This window comes from Streptomyces sp. NBC_00400 (assembly GCF_036048035.1).
GTDB lineage: Bacteria > Actinomycetota > Actinomycetes > Streptomycetales > Streptomycetaceae > Streptomyces.
The window spans coordinates 4,147,205-4,161,516 of record NZ_CP107940.1 but is presented as its reverse complement, the minus strand read 5'-3'; the positions used below and the strand labels follow the sequence as shown (position 1 = coordinate 4,161,516).

11 protein-coding genes are annotated in these 14,312 nt (G+C 72.1%); 3 read left to right on the top strand and 8 right to left on the bottom strand.

The genetic code is table 11. The features are described 5' to 3' along the window. Nucleotides 1-171 precede the first annotated feature (171 nt). The gene (locus OHS81_RS18085; protein WP_328385774.1) at nt 172-1,872 is read left to right on the top strand and encodes a protein kinase domain-containing protein; all 1,701 of its coding nucleotides are present in this window, start codon (nt 172-174) and stop codon (nt 1,870-1,872) included. Between the two features lie 215 nt (nt 1,873-2,087). Here the strand turns inward: OHS81_RS18085 and OHS81_RS18080 are convergent, their stop codons facing one another. The 3 genes from OHS81_RS18080 to OHS81_RS18070 all read right to left on the bottom strand — a co-directional run bounded on the left by OHS81_RS18080 (nt 2,088) and on the right by OHS81_RS18070 (nt 4,910). Further along, entirely contained in the window at nt 2,088-2,645 is a 558-nt protein-coding gene (locus OHS81_RS18080; protein ID WP_328385773.1) for a bacterial proteasome activator family protein, read from the bottom strand. Between the two features lie 196 nt (nt 2,646-2,841). Continuing rightward, nucleotides 2,842-3,777, bottom strand: a complete 936-nt coding sequence (locus OHS81_RS18075) for a hypothetical protein (protein ID WP_328385772.1) — start codon at nt 3,775-3,777, stop codon at nt 2,842-2,844. 155 nt (nt 3,778-3,932) lie between these two features. After that, nucleotides 3,933-4,910: an NAD(P)H-quinone oxidoreductase gene (locus OHS81_RS18070; protein ID WP_328385771.1), complete on the bottom strand. Its 978-nt coding sequence runs from the start codon at nt 4,908-4,910 to the stop codon at nt 3,933-3,935. Nucleotides 4,911-5,428: 518 nt separating this feature from the next. Between OHS81_RS18070 and OHS81_RS18065 the strand changes: the two genes are divergently transcribed. Continuing rightward, entirely contained in the window at nt 5,429-6,538 is a 1,110-nt protein-coding gene (locus tag OHS81_RS18065; RefSeq protein WP_328385770.1) for a potassium channel family protein, read from the top strand. A 178-nt stretch (nt 6,539-6,716) separates the two neighbouring features. Here the strand turns inward: OHS81_RS18065 and OHS81_RS18060 are convergent, their stop codons facing one another. The 5 genes from OHS81_RS18060 to pdhA form a co-directional block, all read right to left on the bottom strand. Continuing rightward, a complete protein-coding gene (locus tag OHS81_RS18060; protein WP_328385769.1) occupies nt 6,717-8,507 on the bottom strand; it encodes a molybdopterin molybdotransferase MoeA in 1,791 nt (596 codons plus the stop codon). Continuing rightward, nucleotides 8,504-9,478, bottom strand: a complete 975-nt coding sequence (locus OHS81_RS18055; RefSeq protein WP_328385768.1) for a DUF6457 domain-containing protein — start codon at nt 9,476-9,478, stop codon at nt 8,504-8,506. Before OHS81_RS18055 ends, OHS81_RS18060 begins: the two co-directional genes overlap by 4 nt. A 172-nt stretch (nt 9,479-9,650) precedes the next feature. Further along, nucleotides 9,651-11,240, bottom strand: coding sequence for a dihydrolipoamide acetyltransferase family protein (locus OHS81_RS18050; protein WP_328385767.1), 1,590 nt, complete (start codon nt 11,238-11,240; stop codon nt 9,651-9,653). Further along, on the bottom strand, nt 11,240-12,277 hold the full coding sequence (locus OHS81_RS18045; RefSeq protein WP_328385766.1) for an alpha-ketoacid dehydrogenase subunit beta: 1,038 nt from the start codon (nt 12,275-12,277) through the stop codon (nt 11,240-11,242). Before OHS81_RS18045 ends, OHS81_RS18050 begins: the two co-directional genes overlap by 1 nt. Next, nucleotides 12,274-13,467: a pyruvate dehydrogenase (acetyl-transferring) E1 component subunit alpha gene (gene pdhA / locus OHS81_RS18040; protein WP_328385765.1), complete on the bottom strand. Its 1,194-nt coding sequence runs from the start codon at nt 13,465-13,467 to the stop codon at nt 12,274-12,276. Before pdhA ends, OHS81_RS18045 begins: the two co-directional genes overlap by 4 nt. Nucleotides 13,468-13,691: 224 nt before the next feature. Here pdhA and OHS81_RS18035 point away from each other — a divergent pair, with 224 nt between their 5' ends. Continuing rightward, nucleotides 13,692-14,258 (top strand): Lrp/AsnC family transcriptional regulator, encoded by a 567-nt coding sequence (locus OHS81_RS18035; RefSeq protein WP_328385764.1) that lies wholly within the window; start codon nt 13,692-13,694, stop codon nt 14,256-14,258. Nucleotides 14,259-14,312: the final 54 nt, after the last annotated feature.

Genomic DNA, 14,312 nt, shown 5'->3' with positions numbered 1-14,312 from the left:
CTGGGGTAACAAGGCACGGAACAGCCTCCTGGCCGTGACGGGATCTTGCACATCTGGTCACGGAACGGGCACACAGCTTGACGTGTCCGAGGCCTGGGGCAGACTTGGCTGCGGAATTCCAGATTTTGATCGCTATACATACACGTATAGCGCCTAGGGGGAAGCGGAACGATGAGCCAGGACGGCGCTCAGGGCCAATTCGAGGGCCGTGCGGTCGGCGGGGGACGTTACCAGCTTCGTGATCTTCTGGGCGCCGGTGGCATGGCCTCCGTGCACCTCGCTTACGACAGCGTGCTGGACCGCGAGGTCGCGATCAAGACGCTGCACACCGAGCTCGGCCGCGAGCAGGCCTTCCGTGAGCGCTTCCGGCGTGAGGCCCAGTCCGTGGCGAAACTCACGCACACCAATATCGTCTCGGTCTACGACTCCGGCGAGGACGAGCTCGACGGCGGCATGGTGCCGTACATCGTCATGGAGTACGTCGCGGGCCAGCCGCTGCGCTCCGATCTGGACAACGACATCGCCCAACACGGCGCGATGCCGACGGAAAAAGCCTTGAAGATCACGGCCGATGTGCTGGCCGCGCTCGAGGTCAGCCATGAAATGAGCCTGGTCCACCGGGACATCAAGCCCGGCAACGTCATGCTGAACAAGCGTGGCGTGGTCAAGGTCATGGACTTCGGCATCGCCCGCGCCATGCAGTCCGGCGTGACGTCCATGACCCAGACCGGCATGGTCGTCGGCACTCCGCAGTACCTGTCGCCCGAGCAGGCCCTCGGCCGGGCCGTGGACGCCCGCTCCGACCTCTACTCCGTCGGCATCATGCTCTTCGAGCTGCTGACCGGTCAGCTGCCGTTCGACGCGGACTCCCCGCTCGCCATCGCCTACGCCCACGTCCAGGAAGAACCCCCGGTCCCGTCGAGCATCAACAGCTCGCTGCCGCCGGCCGTGGACGCGCTGGTGGCCCGCGCACTGAAGAAGAATCCCAACGAGCGGTTCCCCACCTCCGAGGCGATGCGGGACGAGTGCCTGCGGATCGTCGGTTCCGGGCAGTCCGGTGCCACGCCACTGATCATCGGCGAGGGCCCGCGGGCGCGCACCAGCGGCGCATCGGTCTCCTCCGCGGTGTTCCCCACCGCCTCCGGCAACCCGCAGACCCCGGCCCCGCCCAGCGTGCAGCAGCCGTATCAGCCGACGCAGGCGGTCGGTTTTGGCCCGTCGACGCCCGCGCCTCCGAACAACACCTACCCGACGCCCCCGCCGCCGAACAGTGCCTACCCGACGCCCGCGCCGGGGCCCGTTCCGGGGCCGCCGCCCTTCAACTCGGGTGGCTTCCAGCCGCCGCCGTACAGCCCGCCGCCCGTGACGGCCTCGATGCCGCCGACCGGTGGCCCCGCCCGGCGCAAGAACAACACCGCGGTGGTCGTCGTCTCGGCGATAGTCGGTGTGATCGTGGTCACCGCGATCGCGATCGGCATCGGTCTGAGTGCCGGCTCGAGCGAGAACAACGGCGGTGGCGTCACCCCGTCGTCGGCGAACTTCGACAACGACATCGAGACGGCGTCGCCTCCCCAGAACGTCAAGCCGGAGGACAAGTCGGCGACGATCCTGATGTCCGAGTGCACCAACCCGAGCAAGAGCTACAGCGAGAAGGGCAAGGTTCTCGTCCCTTCGTTCCGCTTCAAGAATCTGGGCTCGGTGAAGAAGTGCATCGAGGCCGCCGGCTGGAAGTACAAGATCGTCGCGCACGAGGACAGCGCGCTCTGGGGCAAGAACACCGTCACGAGTCAGACCCCGGCCTCCTACAGCTACTGGCTCCCGAGCAGGACCGACCCCATCGAGCTGACCGTCTCGACCGGCCGCAGCGGCTGACGGCGGTCGCAGACGGCGACGGCCCGCCAGGGCCGCCCGTGGACAGCAAAGGGGCCGGCACGCGCACAGCGTGCCGGCCCCTTCTGTCCGGCTTCCGCGCGTGGTGCGACGGCTCCGGCGTGGCGGTACTGGGACAGCGTGAGAGGTACGGGCCCGAGCGAGGAGACGTACGGGCCGGGTGAGAAGTACGGCCCGGGCTAGAGGTACGGGCCGGGCTAGAGGTACGGGCCCGAGCGGGCGCCGCCCTGGCCCGGCTTGCCCTCTTCGCCGTCCATCGGAACGGCTCCGGGCGGCAGCGCACGGCGCATCGACTCCAGCTGGGCGCGGGCGGCCATCTGCTGGGCGAACAGTGCGGTCTGGATGCCGTGGAAAAGGCCCTCCAGCCAGCCCACCAGCTGAGCCTGCGCGATCCGCAGCTCCGCATCCGTCGGCACCGATTCATCGGTGAACGGCAACGACAGCCGCTCCAGCTCCTCGACCAGCTCGGGCGCCAGCCCGTCCTCCAGCTCCTTGACCGAGCTGGCATGGATCTCCTTGAGCCGGACCCGGCTCGCCTCGTCCAGAGGCGCGGACTTCACCTCCTCCAGCAACTGCTTGATCATGCTGCCGATGCGCATGACCTTCGCAGGCTGTTCAACCATGTCCGTCACGGGGGTCTCACGTGGCTCGTCGCCTTCGCCCCCGCCACCGGAGCTGCCGAGTGCCATGCCGTCCGGGCCGACCACCAGGACGTGCGGATTCTCCTGCGACCGTTCATTCATCGGCATATCCATGCCGCCATTCTCTCGTACGAGGGGTCATGAGAGGTGGTGCCCCTGGGAGAAGGTGATCCACCCTTCCGGGCGGACTCGGCTGCCGCGGTTTCACGTGAAACAACGGATTCCCACCGTTTCACGTGAAACCGCCGGCAAAGCCACCGACCAGACGCCGGCAGGACTGCCGACAGGCCCGCCAACAGAACGGCCGACATCAGCTCCGGCGCAGCCGAAGGGCGAAGAAGGCCAGCCCCAGGCCCGTGAGAGCGAGGCCGGCGCCCAGCGGAAGGACCCGCTCGACAGGTGCGTCCGGGGATTCCATGGCGTAAGGACTCGCCGTTGCGGCCGCCTCGCCATCCGCGCTTTCCCGTACCGAGCGCGCCTCCTCCGGGGCGGCAGGGGTCGGAAGCGGCGGCAAGGCCTCGTAGGGATGCCGAGTGAGCCGGTCGGCGACATCGAGGCGATGCGAGGGCGACGACCGTGCCGGTGCGCTCTTTGCCGCATGGGATGCGGACGCCGCGGGCCTGGGGTGCTTCGGCACCGGGGTGCGCGGAGCGGGGCGGCGGTGCGCACGGTCGGCGTCCGGAGCGTTCACCCCGGCGGTCGGCCCGTGATGACCCGCCCCCGGGAAGCCCGTGCCGCCGGAGTCAGGCCCCGGGAAGGGGTACGACGGACCGTCCGGCCCGATGAAGGCAGGGCTGAACGGGTGATGCGGGCGGTGGTGCCACCGTCCGGGCATGCGAGGACCACCGAAGGGGCGGTGCGACGGCCGGTGCGGGAAGCGCGGGAAGACGTCCGGCACCCCGGGGAAGCGAGGCGACAGCTCCGGCAGGCGCGCCGGCGCCCCGGGACGGCCGGGGTGACCATGGTGGCCCCGGCCCGCTCCGTCACCGCGGCCGCCGAACGGACGACGGTCGGCCGCAAAGTCGTCGGGTCCGTACTCGTCGAACCCGTAGTCGTCGGGTCCGGTTTCGTCCTGCGCATAGTCGTCGGGCTGATCGCCCTGACGGGCGAGGTGCGGGGGGTGGTCGACCGGTGTGACCCGCCGATCCGCAGCCGCCGCCGAGGTGACTCCTATCGGAACGGGCAGGACGACGGCGGCCACCAACAGACCGGTGGCAATGCGCGAACGGAAACCTGGAGCGACCACAGTGCCCCTCCCGTGCCGAGCCGTCGGGTGACTTCCTCAGAGTCACATGTGATGAGATTCACGGCATCTCGGACACATCAGGCGGGTTACCCGTCGGGGTACGGGAGGGGCAGGCCCAGGCGGCGCGGATGACGGGAGGGGGTGGCCGGGTCGGCTCAGAGCGTCAGCACGACCTTGCCGACGTGCGCACTGTCCTCCACGATGCGGTGCGCCTCGGCGGCGTCGGGCATCGGGAGCGTACGGTCCACGATCGGCCGCACCTGTCCGTTGCCGATCAGCGGCCAGACATGCTCCCGGACGGCGGCGACGATGGCCGCCTTCTCGTTCAGCGGGCGGGCCCGCAGCCCGGCGCCGGTGATCGCGGCGCGCTTCGCCATCAGGGCGGCGAGATTCAGCTCCGCCTTCACCCCGCCCTGCAGCCCGATGACGGCCAGCCGTCCGCTGACCGCCAGCGCCTTGATGTTCCGCTGCAGATACTTCGCACCGATGATGTCGAGGATGACGTCCGCGCCCGTGCCATCGGTGGCCTTGCGGATCTCCTGGACGAAGTCCTGCTCGCGGTAGTCGATGAGAATGTCCGCGCCCAACTCGGCGCAGCGGGCCAGCTTCTCGGGGCCGCCGGCGGTGACCGCGACCCGCGCACCGACCGCCTTGGCGAGCTGGATCGCCATGGTGCCGATGCCGCTGGCACCACCGTGGACCAGCAGCGTCTCGCCGGGCCGGAGATGCGCGATCATGAAGACGTTCGACCAGACCGTGCAGGCCACCTCGGGCAGCGCGGCGGCCGAGACCAGATCCAGGCCGTTCGGCACAGGCAGGACCTGCCCGCCCGGGACGGCGACCTTCTCCGCATATCCACCGCCCGCCAGCAGTGCACACACCTCGTCGCCGACGGCCCAGCCGTGCACACCGGGACCGAGCCCGATGATCCGCCCCGCGCACTCCAGCCCCGGATACGGGGAGGATCCCGGCGGCGGGTCGTAGAAGCCCTGGCGCTGGAGCAGGTCGGCGCGGTTCACGGCGCTCGCCACGACCTCGATCAGGACCTCGCCCTCGGCGGGCTGCGGATCGGGCACCTCCGCCCAGACAAGTGCTTCGGGTCCACCGGGCTCCGGGATAGTGATCGCTCGCATGGCGCGAGGCTACTCGCCGTCCGCGCACAGGGCGACGGTGCGGGGGCCCACAACTACCGCCGGGTCGGCCACCGGCCCCCGGATGACGTGCGGTTATTCCTCCCGTCCGGCGCACCGGGGCACCCCGGGGCCGAGGCGGCGGGCGGCTCGGGCGGAGTGCCGAGCCGGCCCGGGGAGGGCGGTGCCAGGCGCGGGCCTGGCGGGGCGGTGCGGTGCGGTGCGAGCCTGGCGGGGCGGTGCCGGGCCACGGCTGTCTTCTCTCCGGTACGACTTGCCACTCCACCGGGTGAGCGCCCCGGCATCACCCCACAACCGCCCCGCTGCCGGCGATATCAACGCTCCGTGATCACCACCCCAGCTCACCACAGCTCGCACCTTGGCCGGTGCGGCGGCATCCTGCCGCCGCACGCCGACTCCCGCCGCGACCGGGCACGCAGGGTGCCCGAATCAAGGAGCATGGGAGGTATGTCTCCTTCACAGACCGCCTCAGTCCAGGCCACTCGGGGAGCGCCGGCCGGATGAGCGACCAGCAGCAACCGCGCCGTGGGACGGGCAGCTCCGCCATCCTCCGCTCCCTCTGGTCCCGCACCCGGACCGAGGCCAAGGACGACACCGAGGCCGGCCGCTCCATCGTCATGCCCGCCCAGGGCATGGTGCCGCCCCTCCAACAGGTCCTGCGGCGGCTGGTGATGGCGCTCGGCGTACTGGCCCTCACGACGCTGATCGTCTGGTTCGACCGCGCCGGATACCGCGACAGCGCCCACCGCGACGTCGATTTCCTCGGCGCGGCCTACTACGCGACGGTCACCCTCTCGACCACCGGTTACGGCGACATCACCCCGGTCAGCGAGGGTGCACGGCTGACCAACATCCTGGTCATCACACCGCTCCGCGTACTGTTCCTGATCATCTTGGTCGGCACCACGCTCGAAGTCCTCACCGCGCGCACCCGGCACCAGGTACGCATTCACCGCTGGAGGTCCCGCATGCGAGATCACGTCGTCGTCATCGGGTACGGGACGAAGGGCCGCCACACCATCGAGACGCTGATCGGTCAGGGCGTCCCGAAAGAGAAGATCGTCGTTGTCGACCCGCAGAAGACCGTCGTGGACGCCGCCAGCAGTGACGGCTTCGTGGGCGTTCACGGAGACGCGACCCGCTCCGGCACACTGACCAGAGCCGAGTTGCCGCGTGCCGCGCGCGTGGTCGTGGCCACCCGGCGCGACGACACCGCGGCCCTGGTGACGCTGACGGCACGGCAGCTCAACACGCATGCCTCGATCGTGGTGGCGGTCCGGGAGGACGAAAACGTGCCGCTGCTGAAGCAGAGCGGCGCCGACATGGTCATCACGAGTTCCAGCGCGGCGGGGCGGCTGCTCGGTATGTCCATGGCCAGCCCGTACGTCGGCACGGTCCTGGAGGATCTGCTGACCTACGGGAGCGGGCTGGATCTCGACGAGCGACCGGTGACGAAGAGTGAGGCGGGCCGCTCGCCCCGGGAGCTCGGTGATCTGGTGGTGGCGGTCGTACGGGGGCACCGGGTGCTGAACTACAGCGATCCGCAGGCCGCGACGCTCGAACTCACCGACCGCGTGATCACCATCCGGCAGGCGGTGCCGAGCAGCTGACGTAGGCGCCGCACCGGTGCGCGGTCGAGGGCGCACGGCAGAGGGTGTGCGTGGCAGAGGGGGCCTGAACGGGGCGGCGGCCGAGCGGGATGGCCGGCCCGCCGGGCGGCCGGGCCCGGCGGGCGGCGAGCGGCGTGACGGCGGACGGAACCGGCAGCCGGCTCGGCGCCCGTGCCCGCTACCCGTCCCCCGGGGCGGTCCAGCCCGTCGATGAGCCCGGGGACCAGCCCGCGGACGGCCCGGCCGACCAGGGCAGTTCCAGGAGTTCGAGCTCGGTGCCACGCTCCGCGCCACCGGGCGGGACGACGGCCAGCGCATCGGCGGCGGCGATTCCCCGCAGCATGGCAGGGCCGTGGAAGTGCAGCGGCGCCGCCATCAGGCCGTGCCGTTCGTCCTCGCGGTAGGCCACCGGAACGAGCCGGGTGTCCCGCGGGTGCCCGTGGACCGGGGCGGCCAGCGGCGTCCGGTACGGCGCGGCAGGAGGGCGGGCGGCGAGGGTACGGAGCAGCGGTTCGGCGAGCGTGACCAGGCCGGAGACGGCGGCGAGGGGGTTGCCGGGCAGGCCGACGAGATGCCGGTGCGGGGCCAGGCGGGCGAGCACCATGGGGTGCCCGGGGCGTACCGCGACACCGTCGACCAGCACCTCGGCGCCCAGCCGGCGCAGGATGGGGTGCACATGGTCCAGGGGGCCCGATGCGGTGCCGCCAGTGGTGATCACCACGTCGGCGGTGGACTCGGCAACGGCGGCGTACAGCGTGTCGGGGTCATCGGCGAGATGGCGTGGCGCGGCCGCTTCGACGCCCAGGGCATGCAGCCACGGCGCGAGCATCGGGCCGAGCGCATCCCGGATCCGGCCTTCCTGCGGCAGGCCGTGGTCCAGCAACTCATCGCCCAGCACGAGGACTTCGGCGCGCGGCCGGCGGTACGCGGTGAGCTCGTCGTAACCGGCCGCGGCGGCCAGGCCGAGCACAGCAGGGGTCACCAGGGCGCCGGCGGGCAGCAGTTGGTCGCCGCGACGGCACTCCTGACCCCGCGGACGGATGTCCTGACCGGGCGGCGCGGGCTGCGGTGCGTACAGCCGCCGTCCGCCGTCGCTCAGCTCACGGACCTCGCCGTGCTCACTGCGCAGCACGGCGGTGGCACCGGACGGCACGCGCGCACCGGTGGCGATCGGGATCGCATGTCCGTCGTGGAGCGCCCGGTCAGGGGCGTGGCCTGCGAGGATGCCGGGAGGGGGGCCGGCCTCGGATGTGCCTGCGGGGTGGTCGAGACGCCAGGGGCCGGGGCCGGACACCGCCCAGCCGTCCATCGCCGAGGTGTCGAACGACGGCAGATCGGTGAGCGCGGTGAGGGGCGCGGCGAGCGTACGGCCGAGCGCGTCGCCGAGCGCCGAGGTCGCGGGCTCGGGTGGACCGGCTACGGCGCGCTCGGCGATGTCCCGGGCGGTGTGCCAAGGGACGGCGACCGGGGTGGGGCGGGAGCCGTGGCCGGTGGGAGGCGGGGGGTCCGCAGGGTCTTCGTGGTCTTCGGGGCCGACGGGGCCGGAGGCGCGGGAGGGCCCGGAGGTGCGGGAGGCACCGTTGCCGGGTGCACGTGAGGGCCCGGAGGAGCGTGCGGCACCGTTCCCTGCGGCCATGGGGTCATCGAGGGAGAAGGGATCGTCCGGTGTGTAGGGGATGTCGTGGCTGCCCCCGGTGGCGGAGGAGTTGGCCGCCGCGGCCTCGCGGGTGGCATACGGCACCCTGCCGGTCGTGGGCCCGGCCCCGCTGCCCTCGGCCCCGTGCCGTACGCGCAGCGGCGCCGTGGCGTTGGCCAGCGCAAGCGCCTCTTCGAACGGGTCGCCACGTCCCTCGTCCACCGCCGCGCCCCCTGCCCCGCCCACCGTGCCGCCGGGCTCCCTGCCGAAATCCCAGCCGAAATCGCCCTCGAAGTCCCCGTCGAATTCCTTGCCGAAGCCCCTGTCGGTCATTCTGCGGGCTTCGTTTCGGCACCCGTGCCGCCGCCGGACTCCACCGGACCGGCGGACTCCTCGGCCTCCGCCGCCCAGCGGTTGGCCAGTGCGGTGGCCCGTTCGGTCAGCTCTTTGACGTCCCGGCCCTGCCGGCCCGCCGCGTAACCGATCAGGAAGGTCGTCAGCGGTGCGGCCGGCCGGGCCACACCGTGCGCCGCGTCCCGCGCGAGGTCGAGAAGCGCCGCCGTGTCGACATCGAGCTCGATGCCCAGTTCGGCCTTGACTGCAGTGATCCATTCATCCAACACGTTTCCATGCTCCCTGATACGGGCGCGTGCCGCGCTGAGGTCTTCCCAGGTGTCGCAGTCGAAGGATGCCGTGGCCGTGACGTCCGGGATCCGTTCGAGCCGCAGCCCGTTCACCAGGGCACGCAGCGGCAGCCCGGCCAGAGTGCCGTGTCCGGCCCGTACCCGCGCCAGCTCACGGCGCAGCGACGCGGCCCGGTACGCGGCCACCAGCGGCTGGTCCCGTCCCGAGGCGTCCTGGAGCATCGCCCCGTCGCCGTAGGGCGGGGCACCGCTGTCCGCACCGGCGGCACTGCTGCCCGGCCCTGCAGCGCCGTTGCCCGGCCCGGCGGCACCGGGCGTTCCCGTCGCCGCTGCCAACAGGCCCTGCACGGTCGCGGTGGTCAGGAACGGGAGATCGGCGGAGAGGACAAGAACCGTCGGGGCGGTGGTGTGCCGCAGACCGGCGTCCAGCGCGGCGAGCGGACCGCCGCCCGGCGGATCCTCCAGGGCGCGGACGACGACGCGGGTGGTCGGGCGGTGAGGGCCGACCACGACGGTGATCGCGGCATCGGGGCAGGCGGCGAGTACCCGGTCCAGGAGGGGGCGCGCGCCGACGGACAGGGCGGGCTTGTCCGCCCCGCCGAGCCGTCGGGCCGCGCCTCCGGCCAGCACGATGGTGTCGTAGGCGGTGGGGGCGTTCACCCCTTGAGTATCGCCGGGGGTGAACGGATCACACCGGTGCCGGCGCTGCGGCAGATGTCAGCTCTGCCACAGCGGACGCGACGGCCACACCGGGCTCACCGGGCTCACCGGGCTCACCGGGCTCACCGACCAGAGCTAAGTGGCCACACCGAGGTCACCGGCCCCACCGGGCTCACAGCCCCCGTAGCAGCAGCGCGGGCTGTTCCACACAGTCGGCCACATGGCGCAGGAAGCCTCCGGCGGTGCCGCCGTCGCACACCCGGTGATCGAAGGTGAGGGAGAGCTGGACGACCTGCCGGACGGCCAGTTCGCCTTCGTGCACCCAGGGTTTGGCGGCTATCCGGCCGACGCCGAGCATCGCCGCTTCGGGGTGGTTGATGATCGGCGTGGAGCCGTCGACGCCGAAGACCCCGTAGTTGTTGAGGGTGAAGGTGCCGTGTGTCAGCTCGGCCAGGGAGAGTCCGCCGCTCCTGGCGGTTTCGGTGAGCCGGGTGATCTCGGCGGACAGCTCCTCGACCGTACGGGCCTGAGCGTCCCGTACGACCGGCACGACCAGACCGCGGTCGGTCTGCGCCGCGAAGCCCAGATGGACGGCGGGCAGCCGGACGATCTCCTGGGTCTTGGTGTCGACGGTGGCATTGAGCTCGGGGAACCGTGCGAGCGCCGCCGTGGTGATCCGGGCCAGCAGCGCGAGCAGCGACACCTTGGGGGCGCCCGCCACATTCATCGCCCTGCGGACGGCGAGGAGTTCGGTGGCATCGGCGTCCACCCAGCAGGTCGCCTCCGGGATCTCCCGACGGCTGCGGCTGAACTTCTCGGCGGCCGCACCGAGCATCCCCCTCAGCGGGATCCGCTCCTCGCCCGCCGCGGCGCCGGCTCCCGTGGATCCCGGGACCGTCACGGCTCCGGCGGCGGACGCGGCCCCCACCACGCCTGTCGCACCGGCGCCGACGACTCCTGCGGCACCGTTCACCGCCCTGGCACTCACCGAGGTGACCGCCCCGGCCCTCGCCGAGGGCTCCCGCTCCTGCCGCGCCCGGATCGCGCACTCGACGTCCGTACGGAGAATCAGTCCATCACGCCCGGACCCCGTCAACTCCCGTAGATCCAGCCCGTTTTCCCGCGCCATCCGACGCACCAGCGGAGAAATGACGGCCACCGTACGACTGTCGGCATCCACCGCCCCGGCAGCGGCCGCCCCTGAGCCGCCGGGCGCACGATCGGCCGCTCCGGCTCCGGCCGAGCCGTCCGCCGCTCCTCCGGGCGCCCGCGGCACTCCCGCCATGGGGCTTGCCCCGCCCCCCGGCCGGATCCGGCGCCGCCGCGCCGCCGCTGCGCTCGTGCCGTACCCGACGAGCACATTCCCGGACCCGGCATCCGCCGTGCCCCCCGCGGCCGGAGCGGCGACACCGGCGGAAGACGGCGCCGAAACCCCCGCATCGGGTGCACCACCCGCCGCACCCGCACCGGCTCCCGGCCCCTCCCCAGGGCCTGCCCCCGCCAGGTCATCGGGCACGGCCCCCACCGCGACCGTCACCAGCGGCGCGCCCACCGGGACCTCCTCCCCCTCCGCGCCGAGGCGGGCGGTCACCACGCCCCCGTACGGGCACGGCACCTCCACCATCGCCTTGGCGGTCTCGACCTCCACCACCGGCTGGTCGATGGCCACCACCTCGCCGACCTCGACCAGCCAGTGCACGATCGTCGCCTCGGTGAGGCCTTCCCCCAGGTCGGGCAACGTGAATTCGCGGACCACGGCCATCACTCACCACGTCCCTCGGTCCAGTCCGACTCCCACTGGAGGCGGGCGACGGTGTCCAGGATCCGGTCCACGCCGGGCAGATGGTGCCGCTCCAGCATGGGTGGCGGATAGGGGATGTCGAACCCGGCGACGCGCAGGACCGGCGCCTCCAGGTGGTGGAAGCAGCGCTCGGTGATCCGTGCGGCGATCTCCCCTCCGGGACCGCCGAACCCGTTGGACTCATGGACGACCACGGCCCGTCCGGTCCGCCGGACCGAGGCGCAGACCGTGTCGTCGTCGAACGGCATCAGCGAGCGCAGATCCACCACTTCCAGGTCCCAGCCCTCGGCACCGGCGGCCTCGGCGGCCTCCATGCAGACCGGCAGCGAGGGGCCGTAGGTGATCAGCGTGGCGCTGCTGCCGCGGCGCCGGACCGCGGCGCGGCCCAGTGGCGCGACCTCGGTGGGCGCATCGGGCGACCAGTCGGCCTTGGACCAGTACAGGCGCTTGGGCTCCAGGAAGACAACGGGGTCGTCGGAGGCGATGGCGGCGCGCAGCAGCCCGTAGGCGTCCTCGACGGTCGCCGGGGTGACGACCTGGAGCCCGGGGGTGGCGAGGTAGTACGCCTCGGAGGAGTCGCTGTGGTGCTCGACCCCGCCGATGCCGCCGCCGTACGGGATGCGGATGGTCAGCGGCATCGTCAGCGCGCCGCGGGTGCGGTTGCGCATCCGGGCGACATGGCTGATCAGCTGCTCGAACGCGGGGTAGGCGAAGGCGTCGAACTGCATCTCGACGACCGGTCGCAGCCCGTACATCGCCATGCCGACGGCGGTGCCCAGGATGCCGGCCTCGGCGAGCGCGGTGTCGGTGCAGCGGTCCTCGCCGAACTCCTTGGCGAGGCCGTCGGTGACCCGGAAAACGCCGCCGAGGGTGCCGACGTCCTCGCCCATGACATGGACGGACGGGTCGTCGGCCATGGCGTCGCGCAGCGCGCGGGTCAGCGCCTGCGCCATGGTGGCGGGCTTGCGCGCCGTTGCCGGTGCGGCGGTGGTCGTCATGGCCTGGCCTCCTCGGCGGAGCCGTCGGCGCCCGCGCTGTCCTCGGTGTGTCCGTTGGCCTCGGCGTCCAGCTCGGCGCGCAACAGCGCCGCCTGGGCGCGCAGTTGGCTGGTCTGCTCGGCGAATACGTGGGTGAACAGGTCCATCGGGTCCAGCTCCGGATCGGCGTTCATCCGCTCCCGGAGGCCGGCCGCCAGTTGCTCGGCGCCGTCCCGGGTGGCGGCGACGAATTCGTCGGGCAGCAGATCACGGGCCGCCAGCTCATGCTCCAGAAGGGCTATCGGGTCGTGCGACCGCCAGGTCTCGACCTCGGCATCGCTGCGGTAGCGGGTGGCGTCGTCGGCGTTGGTGTGCGCCTCGATGCGGTAGGTGACGGCCTCGACCAGGGTGGGACCGCCGCCCCTGCGGGCCCGCTGCACGGCTTCGGTGAGCACCTCGTGCATGGCGGGCGCGTCATTGCCGTCGACCAGGCGGCCCGGCATGCCGTATCCGACCGCCTTGTGGGCGAGGGACGGCGCGGCGGTCTGCTTGGCGAGCGGCACGGAGATCGCGAAGCCGTTGTTCTGGACGAGGAAGACCACCGGCGCCTGCCAGACCGCCGCGAAATTCAGCGCCTCGTGGAAGTCGCCCTCGCTGGTACCGCCGTCACCCACCATGGCCAGCGCCACCACTTCGTCGCCCTTGAGGCGGGCGGCGTGCGCAAGGCCCACCGCATGCGGGAGCTGGGTGGCGAGCGGGGTGCACAGGGGGGCGATGCGGTGTTCGTGCGGGTCGTACCCGTTGTGCCAGTCACCGCGCAGCAGGGTCAGCGCCTGCACGGGGTCCAGGCCGCGGGCCACGGCGGCGAGGGTGTCGCGATAGCTGGGAAAGAGCCAGTCCCGGTCTTCGAGCGCCAGCGCCGCGGCGACCTCGCAGGCTTCCTGGCCCGTGGAGGACGGGTAGACCGCCAGGCGTCCCTGCCGGGTCAGGGCCGTGGCCTGGGCGTTGTACCGGCGGCCGCGCACCAGCTGGGCGTAGAGCCGGGTCAGCAGTCCGGAGTCGAGCCGGGCCGCGGCATCCGTACCCAGGAGGCGGTACGGCTCCTCGTCGGGCAGGAGGGGCGCGGGATCGACGCGCGGACGCCAGGCGGGCGGGGGGCCGGCCGGGCTGCTCTTCTTCCTGCTGCTGCCGGGCTGCTCGAGGACCGTCATGCCGAGCACCTCCTCGGATCGAAGGGGTGGCGCGATGCGCCTCATGTGGGTGGTGGGCGAACGGCGGATGGGCAGGATGGAATCGGCCAGGGCGGGCACGCCCTGCCCTACCGATTGTTCGGTCGTTGATGCATTTTGGCTACAGGCGCACTCAGCCTGTGGACAAACGGTTCTCCACAGCTTGAGATGAAGACAGGGCGTCCACAAAGGGGAGGCGGGACCATATGCCGGGCGAACAGATGGCCAGTTCCGACGGGCAGCCGCCCGCACCACCCGCCGCCACCCCGCCGGCACCCGCACCGCCGGCGCCACCGGCCCAGGCACCGCCCCCGGCCCCGGCCGCACGCCCGCTGGACACCATCGACCGCTCCATCCTGCGCATGCTGCAGACCGACGGCAGGGCCTCGATACGCTCCGTGGCCGAGCGGGTGCACGTCTCGCGCGCCAACGCCTACGCGCGGATCAACCGGCTGATCGAGGACGGCGTGATACGCGGCTTCAGCGCCCTCGTCGACCAGGAACGCGCAGGTCAGGGCGCTTCCGCATATATCACGCTGAAGATCGTGCAGAACTCCTGGCGGACCGTGCGCAAGCAGCTCACGGCGCTGCCGGGGGCCACCCACATCGCGCTGGTCAGTGGTGATTTCGATGTGCTGCTCCTCGTCCACACCAAGGACAACCGCGAGCTGCGGGAGCTGGTCCTCACCCGTATCCAGTCGATACCGGAAGTGCTCAGCACCCGCACCCTGCTGGTCTTCGAGGAGACCGACCTCGGCCCCGAGGAGGACTGACCCCCGGGGCGGCCGGCACCGGCACAGAGCAGGACCTGCGCAGATCAGGGCCTG

Excerpts from the sequence above, each read along its gene's own strand:
- OHS81_RS18060 (WP_328385769.1), bottom strand. The coding sequence starts at position 8,507 with ATGACCGACAGGGGCTTCGGCAAGGAATTCGACGGGGACTTCGAGGGC.
- OHS81_RS18050 (WP_328385767.1), bottom strand. The coding sequence starts at position 11,240 with ATGGCCGTGGTCCGCGAATTCACGTTGCCCGACCTGGGGGAAGGCCTC.
- OHS81_RS18085 (WP_328385774.1), top strand. The coding sequence starts at position 172 with ATGAGCCAGGACGGCGCTCAGGGCCAATTCGAGGGCCGTGCGGTCGGC.
- pdhA (WP_328385765.1), bottom strand. The coding sequence starts at position 13,467 with ATGACGGTCCTCGAGCAGCCCGGCAGCAGCAGGAAGAAGAGCAGCCCG.
- OHS81_RS18070 (WP_328385771.1), bottom strand. The coding sequence starts at position 4,910 with ATGCGAGCGATCACTATCCCGGAGCCCGGTGGACCCGAAGCACTTGTC.
- OHS81_RS18080 (WP_328385773.1), bottom strand. The coding sequence starts at position 2,645 with ATGGATATGCCGATGAATGAACGGTCGCAGGAGAATCCGCACGTCCTG.
- OHS81_RS18035 (WP_328385764.1), top strand. The coding sequence starts at position 13,692 with ATGCCGGGCGAACAGATGGCCAGTTCCGACGGGCAGCCGCCCGCACCA.
- OHS81_RS18065 (WP_328385770.1), top strand. The coding sequence starts at position 5,429 with ATGAGCGACCAGCAGCAACCGCGCCGTGGGACGGGCAGCTCCGCCATC.
- OHS81_RS18045 (WP_328385766.1), bottom strand. The coding sequence starts at position 12,277 with ATGACGACCACCGCCGCACCGGCAACGGCGCGCAAGCCCGCCACCATG.